The sequence below is a fragment of the Rhizobium halophilum genome (assembly GCF_021648825.1).
Lineage (GTDB): Bacteria > Pseudomonadota > Alphaproteobacteria > Rhizobiales > Rhizobiaceae > Neorhizobium > Neorhizobium halophilum.
The window spans coordinates 239,738-254,575 of record NZ_JAKJHS010000001.1; the positions used below are offsets into that span (position 1 = coordinate 239,738).

The 14,838-nt window shown below is 63.2% G+C and carries 16 protein-coding genes; 5 read left to right on the top strand and 11 right to left on the bottom strand.

The genetic code is table 11. The features are described 5' to 3' along the window. Positions 1–8: 8 nt before the first annotated feature. Positions 9–1,040 (top strand): glycosyltransferase family 4 protein, encoded by a 1,032-nt coding sequence (locus LXM96_RS01245; protein ID WP_239996405.1) that lies wholly within the window; start codon positions 9–11, stop codon positions 1,038–1,040. A 33-nt stretch (positions 1,041–1,073) separates the two neighbouring features. On the opposite strand, the gene LXM96_RS01250 is transcribed toward LXM96_RS01245, so the two are convergent. The 3 genes from LXM96_RS01250 to LXM96_RS01260 form a co-directional block, all read right to left on the bottom strand. Continuing rightward, positions 1,074–1,706 (bottom strand): LysE family translocator, encoded by a 633-nt coding sequence (locus LXM96_RS01250; protein ID WP_239996406.1) that lies wholly within the window; start codon positions 1,704–1,706, stop codon positions 1,074–1,076. Positions 1,707–1,769: 63 nt separating this feature from the next. Then, positions 1,770–3,200 (bottom strand): ribosome biogenesis GTPase Der, encoded by a 1,431-nt coding sequence (gene der / locus LXM96_RS01255; RefSeq protein WP_239996407.1) that lies wholly within the window; start codon positions 3,198–3,200, stop codon positions 1,770–1,772. Between the two features lie 34 nt (positions 3,201–3,234). Beyond that, on the bottom strand, positions 3,235–3,906 hold the full coding sequence (locus tag LXM96_RS01260; RefSeq protein ID WP_239996408.1) for a tetratricopeptide repeat protein: 672 nt from the start codon (positions 3,904–3,906) through the stop codon (positions 3,235–3,237). A 151-nt stretch (positions 3,907–4,057) separates the two neighbouring features. Here LXM96_RS01260 and LXM96_RS01265 point away from each other — a divergent pair, with 151 nt between their 5' ends. Both LXM96_RS01265 and LXM96_RS01270 read left to right on the top strand, forming a co-directional pair. Next, positions 4,058–5,053, top strand: coding sequence for a polysaccharide deacetylase family protein (locus tag LXM96_RS01265; RefSeq protein ID WP_394801879.1), 996 nt, complete (start codon positions 4,058–4,060; stop codon positions 5,051–5,053). Positions 5,054–5,123: 70 nt separating this feature from the next. Beyond that, a complete protein-coding gene (locus LXM96_RS01270) occupies positions 5,124–5,423 on the top strand; it encodes a ribbon-helix-helix domain-containing protein (protein WP_239996410.1) in 300 nt (99 codons plus the stop codon). Positions 5,424–5,433: 10 nt separating this feature from the next. On the opposite strand, the gene LXM96_RS01275 is transcribed toward LXM96_RS01270, so the two are convergent. The 3 genes from LXM96_RS01275 to LXM96_RS01285 form a co-directional block, all read right to left on the bottom strand. Further along, positions 5,434–5,733 carry a hypothetical protein gene (locus LXM96_RS01275; protein WP_239996411.1) on the bottom strand — a complete coding sequence of 100 codons (300 nt, stop codon included), beginning with the start codon at positions 5,731–5,733 and terminating at the stop codon, positions 5,434–5,436. A gap of 453 nt (positions 5,734–6,186) precedes the next feature. Beyond that, positions 6,187–7,458: a peptide antibiotic transporter SbmA gene (sbmA, locus tag LXM96_RS01280; protein ID WP_239996412.1), complete on the bottom strand. Its 1,272-nt coding sequence runs from the start codon at positions 7,456–7,458 to the stop codon at positions 6,187–6,189. Positions 7,459–7,583: 125 nt separating this feature from the next. Beyond that, the gene (locus LXM96_RS01285) at positions 7,584–8,762 is read right to left on the bottom strand and encodes a YbfB/YjiJ family MFS transporter (protein WP_239996413.1); all 1,179 of its coding nucleotides are present in this window, start codon (positions 8,760–8,762) and stop codon (positions 7,584–7,586) included. A gap of 185 nt (positions 8,763–8,947) precedes the next feature. Between LXM96_RS01285 and LXM96_RS01290 the strand changes: the two genes are divergently transcribed. Both LXM96_RS01290 and LXM96_RS01295 read left to right on the top strand, forming a co-directional pair. After that, positions 8,948–9,772 (top strand): manganese catalase family protein, encoded by an 825-nt coding sequence (locus LXM96_RS01290; protein ID WP_239996414.1) that lies wholly within the window; start codon positions 8,948–8,950, stop codon positions 9,770–9,772. A gap of 9 nt (positions 9,773–9,781) precedes the next feature. Then, the gene (locus tag LXM96_RS01295; protein ID WP_239996415.1) at positions 9,782–10,195 is read left to right on the top strand and encodes an HIRAN domain-containing protein; all 414 of its coding nucleotides are present in this window, start codon (positions 9,782–9,784) and stop codon (positions 10,193–10,195) included. Between the two features lie 393 nt (positions 10,196–10,588). Here the strand turns inward: LXM96_RS01295 and map are convergent, their stop codons facing one another. From map to LXM96_RS01320, 5 genes are all read right to left on the bottom strand, one after another. Further along, the gene (gene map / locus LXM96_RS01300) at positions 10,589–11,344 is read right to left on the bottom strand and encodes a type I methionyl aminopeptidase (protein WP_239996416.1); all 756 of its coding nucleotides are present in this window, start codon (positions 11,342–11,344) and stop codon (positions 10,589–10,591) included. Positions 11,345–11,348: 4 nt separating this feature from the next. Further along, on the bottom strand, positions 11,349–12,419 hold the full coding sequence (locus tag LXM96_RS01305) for an LLM class flavin-dependent oxidoreductase (protein ID WP_239996417.1): 1,071 nt from the start codon (positions 12,417–12,419) through the stop codon (positions 11,349–11,351). 161 nt (positions 12,420–12,580) lie between these two features. Next, positions 12,581–13,051 carry an SRPBCC family protein gene (locus tag LXM96_RS01310; protein WP_239996418.1) on the bottom strand — a complete coding sequence of 157 codons (471 nt, stop codon included), beginning with the start codon at positions 13,049–13,051 and terminating at the stop codon, positions 12,581–12,583. Positions 13,052–13,133: 82 nt separating this feature from the next. Next, a complete protein-coding gene (locus LXM96_RS01315; protein WP_239996419.1) occupies positions 13,134–14,387 on the bottom strand; it encodes an RNA polymerase sigma factor in 1,254 nt (417 codons plus the stop codon). Further along, the gene (locus tag LXM96_RS01320; protein ID WP_239996420.1) at positions 14,384–14,758 is read right to left on the bottom strand and encodes a YciI family protein; all 375 of its coding nucleotides are present in this window, start codon (positions 14,756–14,758) and stop codon (positions 14,384–14,386) included. Before LXM96_RS01320 ends, LXM96_RS01315 begins: the two co-directional genes overlap by 4 nt. Positions 14,759–14,838 lie beyond the last annotated feature (80 nt).

Below are 14,838 nucleotides of genomic sequence, written 5' to 3' on the forward strand. Positions count from 1 at the left end.
GAGAGGCCATGAAGATCACCATCGTCACGGATGCCTGGCACCCTCAGGTCAACGGCGTCGTCCGATCAATCCAGAACACCAATCGGGAACTGGAGCGGATGGGCGTGGAGGTGAGCATGGTCACACCACAAACCTTCCGCAACGTCCCTTGTCCGACCTATCCGGAAATCCGCCTTTCCGTTGCCACCTACGGGCAGGTGGCACGCGAAATCGAACTCGCCGCGTCTGATGCCGTTCATATCGCGACCGAGGGTCCGCTCGGCATCCTCGCCCGCCGTTGGTGCCTACGAAACGGCGTTGCCTTCTCGACCAGTTACCACACTCGCTTTCCCGAATATGTCGCTGCACGCTTCCCCGTGCCGATCCCCTGGGTGCAGGCCTTCGTTCGCTGGTTCCACAATGCCGGCAACGGCTGCATGGTTGCGACTGCGAGCCTGGAGCGGGAACTCCTCAGGCTCGGCCTGCGCAACCTATTGCGCTGGAGCCGCGGCATCGACCAGACCTTGTTCTGCCCACTCCCGCCGGAGGAGAAGCCCTTCGGGTTGCCACGCCCGATCTTTCTCACGGTCGGCCGGGTCTCAATGGAAAAGAACCTGCCGGCCTTTCTCGATCTCGACCTGCCTGGTTCCAAGATGGTCGTCGGCGACGGACCTGCCCGTGCCGACCTGCAGCGCCGCTATCCGGACGTGCATTTTACCGGCCTGAAGACTGGCAAGGATCTCGCCCACGCCTATGCGCAAGCTGACGTCTTCGTCTTCCCCTCGCGCACCGATACGTTCGGCAACACCATTCTGGAAGCGCTGGCGAGCGGCGTTCCGGTGGCCGCCTATCCGGTGACCGGTCCGATCGACATCATCGAGCCCGGCAGCCGGGCAGGTGCCTTGCACGAGGATCTGCGCCAAGCCTGCCTTACGGCGCTCACCTGCTCGCGCGAAGACGCGCGCACCCTTGCCCGCACGTTCACCTGGGAAGCCGCCTCGCGCCAGTTCCTCGACAACATCCGCATGTCGCAAAGCCATGTCGCTTTGCCGGCGCGATGACTTGATCCCCGATCCGACACTCAGGCCGTTACGTTACTGCCTCTGTAGCGCCAGATGTGCACCCAGGCCGACCAGCACAGCCCCACCGGCCCGCTGCATCCAGATCTTCGCGTAGCGGGACGCCCGCAAGCGGCGTATCATCGCGCCGGCGAAGATAACGCAGACGACATCGGCAGACGTGAACAGCAGGTTGACCGCAGTTCCGAGGATGGCGAACTGCAGCCAGACCGGCAGAGCCGCGCCCGGGTCCACGAACTGCGGCAGGAAGGCAAGGAAGAACAAGGCCGTCTTCGGGTTCAGAACCTCGACGCGCACGCTCTGAACAAACGCGCGCCGAACCGACGTCGGCTGGATAGCGTCAGCCGGGCCGGCACCGTCGTCACGAGCGCGCAGCATCGTGATGCCGAGCCAGATCAGATAGGCGGCACCCGCCAACTTGACGGCTGTGTAAAGCAACGGCACCGCATGGAAAACTAGCGACAGTCCGGCCGCGGCCGCAAGCACATGGACATAACAGCCGAGATGGATCCCTAGAACGGCAGACAGTCCCGACCGCCTGCCCCAGGCAACCGTTTGCGCCGCGGCGTACAGCATCGCGGGTCCGGGGATGTACGCGAAAACAGCGGTGGTGATGAAGAAGGCGACCAGCGTGTCGATCGATGCCATGACAGGCTCCTGGGGCAGCCGATGCTTAACTTGATGCCTCAAGTCATTGAATCACCGTCTGCGCTAGCGACGCTTCTTCTTTGATTCGAATGGGTTTTCCGACGCCCGCAGGTGGATGCGGATCGGCACGCCGGGCATCTGGAAATCGGCGCGCAGTCCGTTCGTCAGATATCGCAGGTAATGTTCCGGCACCGCGTCAGGTCGCGTGCACGAGATCATGAAGGCTGGCGGACGGGCCTTTACCTGCGTCATGTATTTGAGCTTCAACCGGCGACCGGAAACGGCCGGTGGCGGATGCTGCACCTGCACGCCCTCCAGCCACTTGTTCAGCTTGGCCGTCGAGATGCGTTTGTTCCACACCTTGTCGGTGTCGACGATGTTCTGCATCAGCTTGTCGAGGCCGTAGCCTGTCTGCCCGGAGATCGGCACGGCGCGGATACCGCGCGCCTGCGGCAGCAGCCGCTCGGTCTTCTCGCGCAAGTCCGCCAGCACCTCCTGAGGGTGTTCGACAAGATCCCATTTGTTGAAGGCAAGCACGGCGGCGCGACCCTCGCGCAGCACGAGATCGACAATCTGCAGGTCCTGCTTCTCGAAGGGGATAGTCGCATCGAAGACGATCACCACCGTCTCGGCAAACCGGATCGCCCGCAGCGCATCGGCAACGGACAGCTTTTCGAGCTTCTCCTGCACCCGCGCCTTGCGCCGCATGCCAGCCGTATCGAACATCTTGATAGTCCGGCCGCGCCAGTCCCATTCCACCGAGATGGAATCGCGGGTGATGCCGGCTTCCGGCCCGGTCAGCAGACGATCCTCGCCGAGGAAACGGTTGATCAGCGTCGACTTGCCAGCATTCGGGCGTCCGACGATGGCGACGCGCAGCGGCTTCGTCTCGTCATAGGCCGCCTCGATCTCCTCGTCATCGTCGCCTTCCATTTCTCCGGTCGGGATGCTGACATCGGTGACCGCCTCCTCGTCCTCGTCGTCGCCAAAGGCTCGCTCCTCGCCGATCGCCTCGACGATCGCGTCGCGCAGGTCGATCATGCCCTGGCCGTGCTCGGCCGAGATCGGCACCGGCTCGCCGAGCCCCAGTGTAAAGGCGTCGTAGAATCCGCCATCGGATCCACGGGCTTCTGATTTGTTGGCGACCAGTACCACCGGCTTGCCGCTTCGGCGCAAGAGTTCGCCGAAGGTCTTGTCGAGCGGCGTCAGGCCCATCTTGGCGTCGACGACGAAGAGCGTCAGGTCCGCCTCGCCGATGGCCATCTCGGTCTGCGCCCGCATCCGGCCTTCCAGCGTGTCCGGTCCAGTCTCTTCGAGGCCGGCCGTATCGATGATGGTGAAACGCAGGTCGACGAGTTTGGCGTCGCCGGGGCGCCGGTCTCGTGTGACGCCTGGCGTGTCGTCCACCAGGGCGAGCTTCTTGCCCACCAGCCGGTTGAACAGCGTGGACTTGCCGACGTTGGGACGTCCGACGATCGCGACGGTGAAGCTCATGCGTCTGTTCCTTCAGCCCTTCCCGAAGCGGGAATTAGGGCGCCTTGCCGGATGCGGCGATGTTGTCGAGCATGATCTGCGCGCGATTGGCGACGTTGCGCGGAGCGGCCGCGTCGTCAACGATTGCCTGGAACCACTCCTTGGCGCGCACCATGTCATCGGCCCTGTAGGAAGACAGGCCCAGCGCCTCGCGTGCCGAATTGCGCAGCGCATGATTCTCACTGGTGAGCACCTCGGCCTGCGCCGAGACTTCTTCATAGGTGCCGGTATCGATCAGCAGCCAGGCCGCGCGAAGCCGCGCCACGTCGCGCATCGCGTCGGGGGCGGCGCCGTTCTCCGCAACTTCCCCGAAGGCCGCAACGGCACCCGCCGTGTCATCCTTCTGCGCCATAACGGAAGCCGCACGCATCTGCGCCAGTACCGGATAGGAGCCGCTGCCGTCTTCTGCCAGGGCCTGGAAGGCGGCGAGCGCCTCGTCGTGCTTGCCCTCCTCGGCGAGCCGAAGGGCAGCGAGGAATCGGTCGCCCGAGACCGATGCGTTGCGCGCTTCCCAGTATTCATAGCCGCGATAGCCGGCCGTGGCGAGGACGATCAGGATAGCGACCCCGATGATGATCTTGCCGTAGCGGCTCCAGGCTGTCCTGAACTGGTCGGAACGGAGTTCCTCGTTCACCTCGCGGATAAAGCTGTCGTTGTCTTGCGCCATTCCAGTCTCCGGCCCCCGTCGGCCCATCATGCGGAAAAGCGCCTTCTAGAGCCTTTCCCGGCAAAAGGGAACCGTGTCTGTGCTCTCCTTGGCTTCGCCGCAATCGCGCCACACAAGGGTCCGCCGACCTTTGCCAAACCTTCTTTGCACGGTGTTCATGTTTCTCCGCATTTTCCTGAGCCTTTTCCTTTGCATGCCGATGTCTGCCCTCGCCGAAGAAGCGCGGCCATCAAAGCCGAAGCAGTTGCTCCTCGTCTCCTTCGACGGCGCCGGCGACAACACGCTCTGGCAGCGCAGCCGCGACTTTGCCCGCAAGGCCAACATCCGCTTTACCTATTTCCTTTCCTGCGCACTCGTTATCGCAAAGCCCGATGCTGCAGCCTACAAAGGCCCGTATCACAAGGCGGGCCGTTCCAATATCGGTTTTGCCCAAAGTCGCGAGGAATCGCGCACCCGGCTGGCCCATGTCTGGCAGGCGCATCTGGAAGGTCACGAGATCGCCAGCCACACCTGCGGCCACTTCGACGGCGCCGATTGGTCGCAAGCCGACTGGACCAAGGAGATGACGACTTTCCGCTCCGTCCTCTCCGGCGCTTGGACAGCCAACGATGCAGCAAAGGACGAGCCGGATGGCTGGAGATCATTTGTTGACAACGGCATCCGCGGTTTCCGTGCCCCCTATCTTTCCGTACCGGACACGCTGTTTGCGGCGGAGAAGCAGGCGGGCTTCCTCTACGACGCAAGCACCGTCACCCGCGGACCTGAGGCCCCTGTGGAAAAGGGTGGTGTCATCCGCTTCGGTCTGCCGCTGATCCCGGAAGGGCCGAAGCAGCGCCCGATCATCGCGATGGACTACAATCTCTTCATCCGCCATTCCGCAGGCGTCGAAAATCCCAGCCGATCGGTTGAGTTCGGGGAACGCGCCTATGCCGCCTTCCGCGCCGCCTTCGACCGCCAATACGAAGGTGACCGCGTTCCCCTCCAGATCGGCCTGCACTTCGTCAAGATGAACGCCGGAGCCTATTGGCGGGCTATGGAGCGGTTGGCGGCGGAGGTCTGCAGCCTGCCGGATGTCGCCTGCGTGACGTATGGGGAGGCGATGGAAGTGCTTGAGGACCGCCGGGTGCAGGAGAGTTCGGGGCTGTAGAGACGGCTTGCAAAGACTCTTGCGCGCGAACGTCAGTCGTTGCTAGCATTGCCCCTCGAGGAGACGTGCCATGAGCGGCAGGAATTTCAGCATCACGCAGCATGTCAGCGACTTCGTTGATCGTGAAGTGGCCTCTGGCAGACATCGGAGCGCCAGCGAGGTGGTCACTGAAGCGCTCAGACGTTACGAAGACGACATCAACGCAGAGATGTCTGATCTGGCGGTGATCGCGGAGGCTGCGCGAAATGGTGAAGCGGCGATCGATGGCGGCGATTTTACCCTGATAAGCGGCAAAGACGGATCTAAAGAGCTTCTCGAGCGTCTGAACACGAACTTTGCCCGGAAGCAAACCCTCCCAGGCAATGGCTAATTATCGACTTTCAGCCTTTGCGCTGGAACAGATCGGCGAAATTCTCGAACGAAGCCAAGAGGAATTCAGCCCCCCACCCCGCGAACGCTACGCGGCTCTTCTCGTTACCGCTATGCAGGATGCCGCCGATGATCCGCACCGCCCGACTGTTTCCTGGAGAACCATACCTTCTGGAAAGGTCGGCATCTACCACATCCGGAACAGCCGAAAGCGTGTGCCCGATCCTGTCGGTCCGGTCGGCGAGCCACGCCACTATCTCATCTTCCGGCTGGGTGCGGACGATCTTATTGATATCCTCGGCTTCATCCATGACAGCATGCTGTTCAGCCGCGCATTTCGGCGGGTGACGAGGAAAGGCGTCCAGCCGGAGTGAGCGCACCGCCTCGGCAACCATACAACCGAGCGATCATGAGCTTTCGCGAGAGTGAACGTTTCAATTCCACATAAATGTTTTTCACCTTCAACTTCCGAGGCTTGGCTGCCGGTCACACTGTATTTCGTCCCCCTCCCCGCCGTAGTGCGCGACAATGCGTGCGTCATCGGACGGGAACGCCGGGTCGCGAACCGGCTAGCACCCCTGGCCAAGGGCTCGGCGCCGGTGATGCTGCAATGACCGCCGCGGCAGCAGGGAAACGCCGCAGCGGAAACGGCAGCCGGGGCAGGCGGAACGCCTGAAACACCAACCCCGAACGACAACCGCCTGCCCCCCTTCCCGTCATCCCCGCGCGGCTTTCGCCGGCGCGGCCAAAACGGCTGCTTGTCTCTAGGTCGGACGGTCCGCTTCCATCTCGCCGCCCATCGCCTCGCGCTGCAGGTAATGCTCGTCGATTTCCGGCAGCGGCTCGTTTTCGATCGCCTTCTCGAAAGACTGCAGGCGCTTGTAGATCGACAAAAGCTCAACGATCGTCGGCCAGGAGGTCACTAGGTATTGGAACGAGTTGCTCACTTGTCCAAAGGCAGTCGCGATCTGCTGATAGATGCCGTACGTGATCCTTCCGGAAACGATCGTCGGCACCAGCATGAAGGTCAGAAACAATGTGTCCGCCTGAAAATAAACCGAGCGGACCGCGTTGAAGTAGAGATAGTGGAAATAGAGGGTAAAGTAGTTGCGGCGGACATTATCGAAGAGCTCAGTGACCGTGACGGGCTCCGCCCGGTTCTCATGGTCCTCGCCATAAACCAGTTCCTTTCGGTAGGCCGCTTCGACCCGCTGATTGCGAAATTCTAAACCAGGCAGTCTGATGCCGACGAGCGCAAGAAGAAAGGTCCCGAATACCGACCAGAGAAGCGCCAGCCATAAGAGGCTGTGTGGAATGGCGCCGATGATGGGCAGTTCCGTGACATACGAAGAGAGCGCCAGGAGGATCGGCAAAAATGCGATCAGGTTCATGACGGCATCGATCAGGCTGACGCCAAGCCCCTCCGTCGTTGCCGCAAAACGCATCGTGTCTTCCTGAACACGTTGCGAGGCGCCTTCAATGTGGCGCAGCCGCCGCCACATCGACATGTAGTGCTCGTTCATCGCGGTGCGCCAGCGGAAGATATAGTGGCTGACGAAGAAGCGGACCACGACGAAAACGATCACGTTGAGAAAGGCGATTCCGCAGAAAAGGATCATCAGGTCGTAGAAATCTTGATTGGTGACGCCCGGTTGCCCCGTCAGGGCATTCTGCAGCAGGTCTCCGAAGGGTCTCCGCCAGTTGTTGATCGCGACCGATACCTGCACGCCGAAATAGGTCGTGAACAGAATGAACGCGGACCCCCATAGCGACCAAATCTTCCACCTGTGATCACCGGCACGCAGGTGCCAGAAGCCACAGAACGCGACAATCACGACGCTGAAGTACATATAGAACCAGAGATAATCCGGCGTGACGAAGAAGCCGAGATTGATCGACGGGGTCTCGGGCGCCACCATGCCGAGAGAAGCCCCGTAATCGGAAAAGAACCCATACCAGAACGCCACGGCCAATGCCGACCATATGACAAGGGAGAGAAACAACAGCTTGGGTTGGGGAAAGAAGGACTTGAACACGTGGACAGCACTCGTTTGCGCAGTTGTGGCCGTAATTGGCCGGCGGTGGTGGCGGCAAACTAGGGCAGAACTGTGTGAGCAGCAACGCTAGGATGGCAGTCTTACCCAATTGTAATCTGGGCTCGTTAGACTCTCGCATGAGGGAGGAGCGGGAATACCAACAGTGCCGAGAGCGCAAGCGCGGCTCCGGCGATTGCGGTGGGCAAGACGAAGCTACCGCTCCCCTCCGCCAGCCAGCCTGCCACCAGCGGCCCTACGATCTGCCCGGCACCGAACGCCGCCGTCATGATCGCCAGCGCCCGTCTCGGACTTTCCGGCGAGAGCAGCCGAACCAGTTGCAGCCCGTAGGCGGTCACCGCCATGAAGGTAAGGCCGAGGAAGAGCCCGCCCAAGAGCGCGCCGGCGACCGGCGGCAGGAGCACCGAGGCCAGCACGCCGATCGCTTCCAGCACGATGCAGGCCAGATAGGTCGCCGCAAGCCCCACGCGGCGCACCAGCAGCCGCCAGGCGATGAGAGAAAGGGCCGCTGCGGCTCCGGTGACGAACCAGGCGAGGAATTCCACCGCCGGACCCGCGGATGTCGAGCGAGCGATTGCGACGAGGAAGGTCGCGGTGATCACATAACCGAAGCCGAACAGGCCGTAGGAGAGCGTCAGAAGAACGAGCGGCCGGTCCCAGGAAAGCGCCGGCTCGCGCACCGGCGCCGATCCAGTAGCCGGCCTCGGCAGAAGCCGCGCAACCACCGCCACCATAACCGCCGCAAAGATCGCGCTGCCGATCCAGCTTATCCGCCAGCCATGGGCGCCGTCGCCGGCAATGACGTTGATGACAAAGACGAGCGCCGAGGACAGCGCGATGCCGAAGCCGACGCCGCCGAAATGCAGAAGCGGCACAGCCTCGCTCTGAGCTCCGTGCGGTAGCACGATCGAGGAGGTGAAGACCATCGCGAAGGCGCTGGCGAGACCGGCCAGGAAGCGGATGACGAGGAAGGCTGTGAGGCTACCCATCACCGCCATGGCCGCCAGCAGCACCGCCGTGGCGAGCAGCCCGAGGAGCGCCACCCGCCGCTCCCTGCCCGCCGCCCAGCCGAAACTGGAAAGGATCGCGCCAGCAAGGTAGCCAACGAAGTTCGCACCTGCGATCAGGCCGGCATCGGCCGCCGAAAGCGAAGCGCCCTCCATCATGCCGGGCAGGATCGGCGTATAGACGAAGCGCCCGAACCCCATGGCCGCCGCCATCGCAACCGCCCCGCCGAGGCCGACAAGGATGGGCGAGGATACGGGCGGGACGGAGCGGCGGATCATGGCTCGGTTATTGCACCGCAGCCGGAAGCACACAAACGCGCAAAATTGATCCAGCGATGCATCCCGCTGATGCGTCCCCCTCTGAAAGGCTCACGGCTAGCAAAAGGTCGGCCGGTGCAACTTTCGGAGGAACAATAACTATGGGCTCTTGTTCGGCACCCGTCCCCAACATGAAGGAGAGAATCATGTTCTACACAGACGGAAAGCTGCAATACCCGGTGCGCGTCGAAAATCCCGATCCACTGTTCGCCCGCGCCCTGCAGCAGGCGATCGGCGGCGTCGAAGGCGAGATACGCGTGGCGATGCAGTATTTCTTCCAGGCCTGCGGTGCCCGCGGCAATCCGAAATTCCGTGATCTGCTGATGAACACGGCCGCCGAAGAACTCGGGCATATCGAGATGCTGGCGACGGCCGTCGCGATGAACCTCGAAGGCGCCCCGCTGAGCCTCAAGGAAGAAGTTGCCGGTGATCCGGTCGGCGGCGCCGTCCTGGGCGGCCTGAACCTGAAGAACCTGCTCTCGGCCGGCCTTTCCGCCATGCCGATCGACTCCGACGGCGTTCCCTTCAACATGTCGCACATCTATGCAAGCGGTAACATTGCTGCCGACATGTCGGCCAATGTCACTGCGGAATCGACCGGCCGAATCCTGGCGGTACGCCTCTACAACATGACCAACGACCCCGGCATGAAGGACATGCTCTCCTTCCTCATCGCGCGCGACACGATGCACCAGAACCAGTGGCTGGCGGCGCTCCAAGAACTGGGCGGCCACGAAGAAGTGTTCCCGATCCCCAACAGCTTTCCGCAGGAACAGGAAAACCAGGACTTCAGCTACGTCTTCCTCGGCTTCCAGAACGACGGCAGCGAGCCGGTCCAGGGGCGCTGGACGGAAGGCCAGTCAATCGACGGCAATGGTTCGTTCTCCAGCCGCCCGATGCAGCCGCTCGGCGAAAAGCCGAATCTCGGCCGCGCCAAGCCCAACAGCGGCGCCCAGGCCGAACAGCTCTAGGAGGGCGACATGGAAAGGCGTTCCTTCCTTGCAGGAGCAGGCGGAACCTTGGCTGCGCTTCCCTTCGCAACCGGTGCTGCGGCAGCGGCACGCGGCGAGGCCGGCGGGGTCGGGTTGCTGCGTTCCTATGTCGCCAATCGAGACCAGTTCCCTCACGCCAAAGCGCCCGAGGCGAACGAGGTGCTGCATCTCGAAAGGCGGCCCGAGCGAGCATTTGATCCCTCCAGCGTCGCGGTACGGCGTCGAGACGGCAGCCAGTTGGGCTACCTGCCCTCGACCTCGACCGGCATTTTGGCGGCATTGCTGGACCAGGGTTTCGACGCCTATGCGATTGCCTTGCCCGGCACGACTGGCTCCGAGATCCCAGTCCAGGTCTACCTCAACAAGGACCTGAGCCGGGTTCACTGGACCGCTTCCGCCTGAAGCGACCATGCCTGACGCGAGAAGGCACGGGATTCGTCCCGTGCCTTCTCGCGTGACCGCGATTGTCCACAGGGACGCTTCCAAATAAAGGCTCTGGAAACGGCTCAACGTGCCAGACCAGAACACCTCTGGAGACTTTCCGCTGCCGGCGCGGCTGCTGCTTTACCGGTCCTTTACCAAAGGGACCGCGTAACCAACTGTCTGTGAACCTAATCCCCTCTCCTGCTTTAAACAGAAGCAGTCGATCGATTCGGCGCAGGCGACATGACGTCCCGGCGGGCGGCCGGGCATGATGCCCAGCCGCAACCACCGTCTCGCGGCGGCGCGGCAAACTCTGGCGCGCCCTGTTCAATGATTGGACAGAGCGCCGGAGCCCGTTGGAGGTAAGCCCGTCTATTCCGGCAGGGTCAGGATGATCGGCCCGTTCTTGGTCGCGACGATGGTGTGCTCGTACTGCACCGTCAGGGCCCTCGGCTCGCTATAGAGCGTCCACGGGTCGCCGTTACCGCCGTCCTCGGCCCAGTCGGCGCCGAGCGACAGGAAGGGCTCGACCGTGAACACCAGCCCCTCCTCGATGACCCGCGTCTCCGTCGGGTCCGGCCAGGTCGGCACTTCTTTCGGCTCGTCGTGCAGCGTCAGCCCGATGCCGTGGCTCGAAAGGTTCTGGATCAGCGTGTAGCGGTTCTTCTTGGCGAACGCGCCGATGGCATTGCCGATCTCCGCTAGAGGCCGCCCCGTCTTCACCTGCTGCAGCCCGGTCCACAGTGCCCGGCGGCCGTCGCGGCAGAGCTTTTCCACCTGCCGCGTCACTGGCGGCACCGCGTAGGACGCGCCGGCATCTCCGAAGAAGCCGTCCTTCACCGCCGACACGTCGATATTGACCAGATCGCCCGCCTGGATCACCCGCGCACCGGGAATGCCATGGGCGACTTCCTCGTTGACGCTGATGCAGGTGGCGCCGGGAAACCTGTAGCAGAACTCTGGTGCCGACTGCGCGCCATTGTCCTCCAGCACCTTGCGCCCGATCGCATCGAGTTCCGCCGTAGTGATACCCGGCTCCAGCGCCTTCGCCATCGTCTCGATGGAGATGGCGCAGAGGCGCCCGACATCCTTGAGCTTCTGCAGTTCGTCTTCCGTTCTAACGATCATTCCATTATCCGGTTTTGGCGGCGGGTTTGCCGCCATCCGCCGAGCCGGTCAATGCCTTTCTGACCAGCGGCGCGACTTTCGTGCCGTAGAGTTCGATGCCACGCATGATCTGGTCGTGCGGCATCAGCCCGATGGCCATCTGGATCAGGAAGCGGTCGTTACCGAACACCTTGTGGGCCGCCACGATCTTCTCCGCCACCAGTTCCGGATCGCCGACGAAGAGATTGCCGGTCGGTCCGCGCGCGGCGTCGTAATGCGCCCGGTTGGTTGGGCCCCAGCCGCGCTCGCGGCCGATCCTGTCCATCACCGCCGCCTGCGGTCCGTAGAATTGGTCCGCTGCAAGCTCCGTTGTATCGGCGATGAAGCCGTGCACGTTGATGCTGGTCTTCAGCGTCGCAGGGTCGTTGCCCGCCCGCCGCGCCGCCTCGCGATAGAGGTGGAAGAGCGGCGCAAAGCGCGGATACTCGCCGCCGATGATGGCGAGCGCCACCGGCAGGCCGAGCGCGCCCGCCCGCGCCACCGATTGCGGCGTACCGCCAACGGCGATCCACAACGGCAGCTTCTCCTGCAGCGGACGCGGGTAGACGCCGCGTCCATTGATCGGCGGCCGCAGCTGGCCTTCCGACCATGTCACCACTTCCTCGTCGCGGATCGCCATCAGCAGGTCGAGCTTCTCCGCGAACAATTGCTCGTAATCGCCGAGGTCGTAGCCGAACAGAGGGAAGGACTCGATGAAGGAGCCGCGCCCCGCCATGATCTCCGCGCGGCCGTTCGACAGCAGGTCGAGCGTTGAAAACTGCTGAAATACCCGAACCGGCTCGTCCGACGACAGAACTGAAACCGCGCTCGTCAGCCGGATGTTCTTCGTCTTCACCGCCGCAGCCGCCAGCACCGTCGCCGGCGAAGAAACGAGATAGTCCGGCCGGTGATGTTCTCCCAGCCCGAAGACATCGAGGCCGACCTGATCGGCCAGCTCAATCTCCTCCAGCAGGTTCTTCATCCGCTGGACGCCCTCTGCGCCCTTGTCGCGCGCATGCGGGTCGACATCAGCAAAGGTATAAAGGCCAAGTTCCATCGGTGTCTCTCCGGTTTCCCTGGAGATAGACAACCTGACCGGAGACGGCAAACCCCATTATCTCGAACGGTTCGTTCGATCGGTGGGATGTCCAATGCGAAGCGGCTGAACGCAATGAGGCGGCGGGTGCGCCGCCGCCTCATCCTATGGGCACTGTGGCATTACATCCGCGCCAGCAGCGCCGCCAGTTGGTCTGCAGCCTTGCCCCAGCCTTCGTGGAAACCCATCTCCTCGTGGGTCTTCTTGTCCTCTTCGGTCCAGTGCAGCGCCTTGGCTGTATAGCGGGTGCGCCCGCCCGGCAGTTCCTCCAGCAGCACGGTCGCCACCATGAAGGGCTTGTCCTTTGGCATCCAACCTTCGGTAAAGGCGTCGGTAATCACGATCTTCTCGTTTTCGACAAGCTCCAGGAAGACGCCCTCGTTGGGCACCACTTCGCCATTCGGCCCTTCCATCACCGTGTTGCAACGGCCGCCGACGCGAAGGTCAAGATCGGCCTCGGTCACCTTCCAAGGCTCCGGGCAGAACCACACCTTCATCAGCTCCGGCGTCGTCCACGCCTTGTAGATCTTCTCGCGCGGCGCATCGAATTCGCGCACCAGAACCAGCTCGTGCCCAGGGGTCTTGCTCGTCATATCCATCTCATTTCCCTCCGATAATCTGTGTGATGGCTCAAGGACGCAGCAGACGGGGGCACGCCGACATCGCGGCAGAAATTTATTGGATGGCCGTCGCCTCTTCCCTCAGCTTGTCCAGTTCCAGTCGCACATGGGCGGCCTCCGCCGGCGAGCGGGCAAGGGAGATCGCCCGGCCGAAAGCCTCCCGCGCCTCCCTCGTCTCGCCCGTCTGGGCAAGCAGCCCGCCGCGCACGCCGTGGAAATAGAAGTATCCATCCAGCGCATCCGCCAGGGGTTCCAGCATGGTGAGGGCCTCGAAGGGGCCGCGCAGCTTCGAAAAGGCGACGACCCGGTTCAGCGAGACGACCGGCGACGGGTTGAGCTTTTCCAGGAGCTGGTAGAGGAGTTCGATCTCCTTCCAGTCCGTCTCGGCCGCCGTCATGGCACGCGCATGCAGCGCCGCGATTGCCGCCTGCACCTGATAGGGCCCTGGCTTGCGGTGGCGGATCGCCTTGTCGAGGAGCGCCAGCGCCTCGTCGATCTGCCGGCGGTCCCAGAGTGTGCGGTCCTGGTCCTCGAGCAGGATGACCTGCCCTTCCTCATCATAGCGGGCCTCGCGGCGGGAATGCTGCAGCAGCATCAGTGCGGCAAGCCCCATGATCTCGGGCTCGGCCGGGAATATCCGCTGAAGCAGACGCGCGAGCCGGATCGCCTCCTCGCAAAGCGCCGCGACATCGGGATTGCTCATGCCCGCGGAATAGCCCTCGTTGAAGACGAGGTAGATCATCGCCATGACCGGCGGCAGCCGCTCGGCGCGCTCGGCGGCGCTTGGCGCCTCGAACGGCAGTCCCGCCTTGGCGACGCGTGCCTTGGCCCGGGTGATCCTTTGCTCCATCGCGCTTTCCGACACGATGAAGGCGCGTGCGATCTGGGCGACGCTGATGCCGGACACGATCCGGAGCGCCAGCGCGATCTGCTGCGTCGCCGGCAGATCAGGATGGCAGCAGATAAACATCAGCCGCAGGATGTCGTCGCGGTAATGCGAGCTGTCGAGCCGCTCGGCCATGTCGGCCTCGGCATCGGAGAGGTCGGACAGCACCTTCTCGTCCGGCAGCGCGGTGTTGCGCGCCGACCTGCGGATCTGATCGACGCCGCTGTTGCGGCCGACGAAGATCAGCCACGCCGTCGGATCGCGCGGCGGCCCTTTGTCCGGCCAGGTCCGGATTGCCCTCAGACACGCCTCCTGGAACGCCTCTTCCGCCGTGTCGAGGTGACGAAAATAGCGCAAGAGCGCACCCATGGCCTGCGGCCGGGCCGCCGTCAGCGCAAGATCAATCCAGGCAGGGTCCTTCATCTGGGAGAACTCCCGGGTTGGAAGACGTAGAAGGGCCGGATTTCATAGGACGTGGAGCCGGGATTGACGGCAGAGAGCTCCTTGGAAAAGGCGATCGCCTCGTCGAGGTTTTCGACGTCGACGGTATAGAAGCCGAGCAGCACTTCCTTCGTCTCGGCGAAGGGACCATCGACGACCAGCGGCTCCTCCCTGCCCTTGCGCACCGTGGTGGCCGCCGTCGTCGGCATCAGCCGCCCGGTCGGCCCCATCTTGCCGGCTCTTGCAAGCGGCTCCTGCACGGCCTGGAGGCGCCCCATCACGGCCGCCTCTTCCTCCTTCGACCAGGCAAACACCTTCTCCTCGTCTGCGTAGCAGAGGATCGCGTAAAGCATCGTCAACTCCTTCTCCGTTGGAAGACGAAGGAGTAGCGCCGCGGCCGACCGGCCGCAGCAAAAAAATCTGCGGCCGGCAG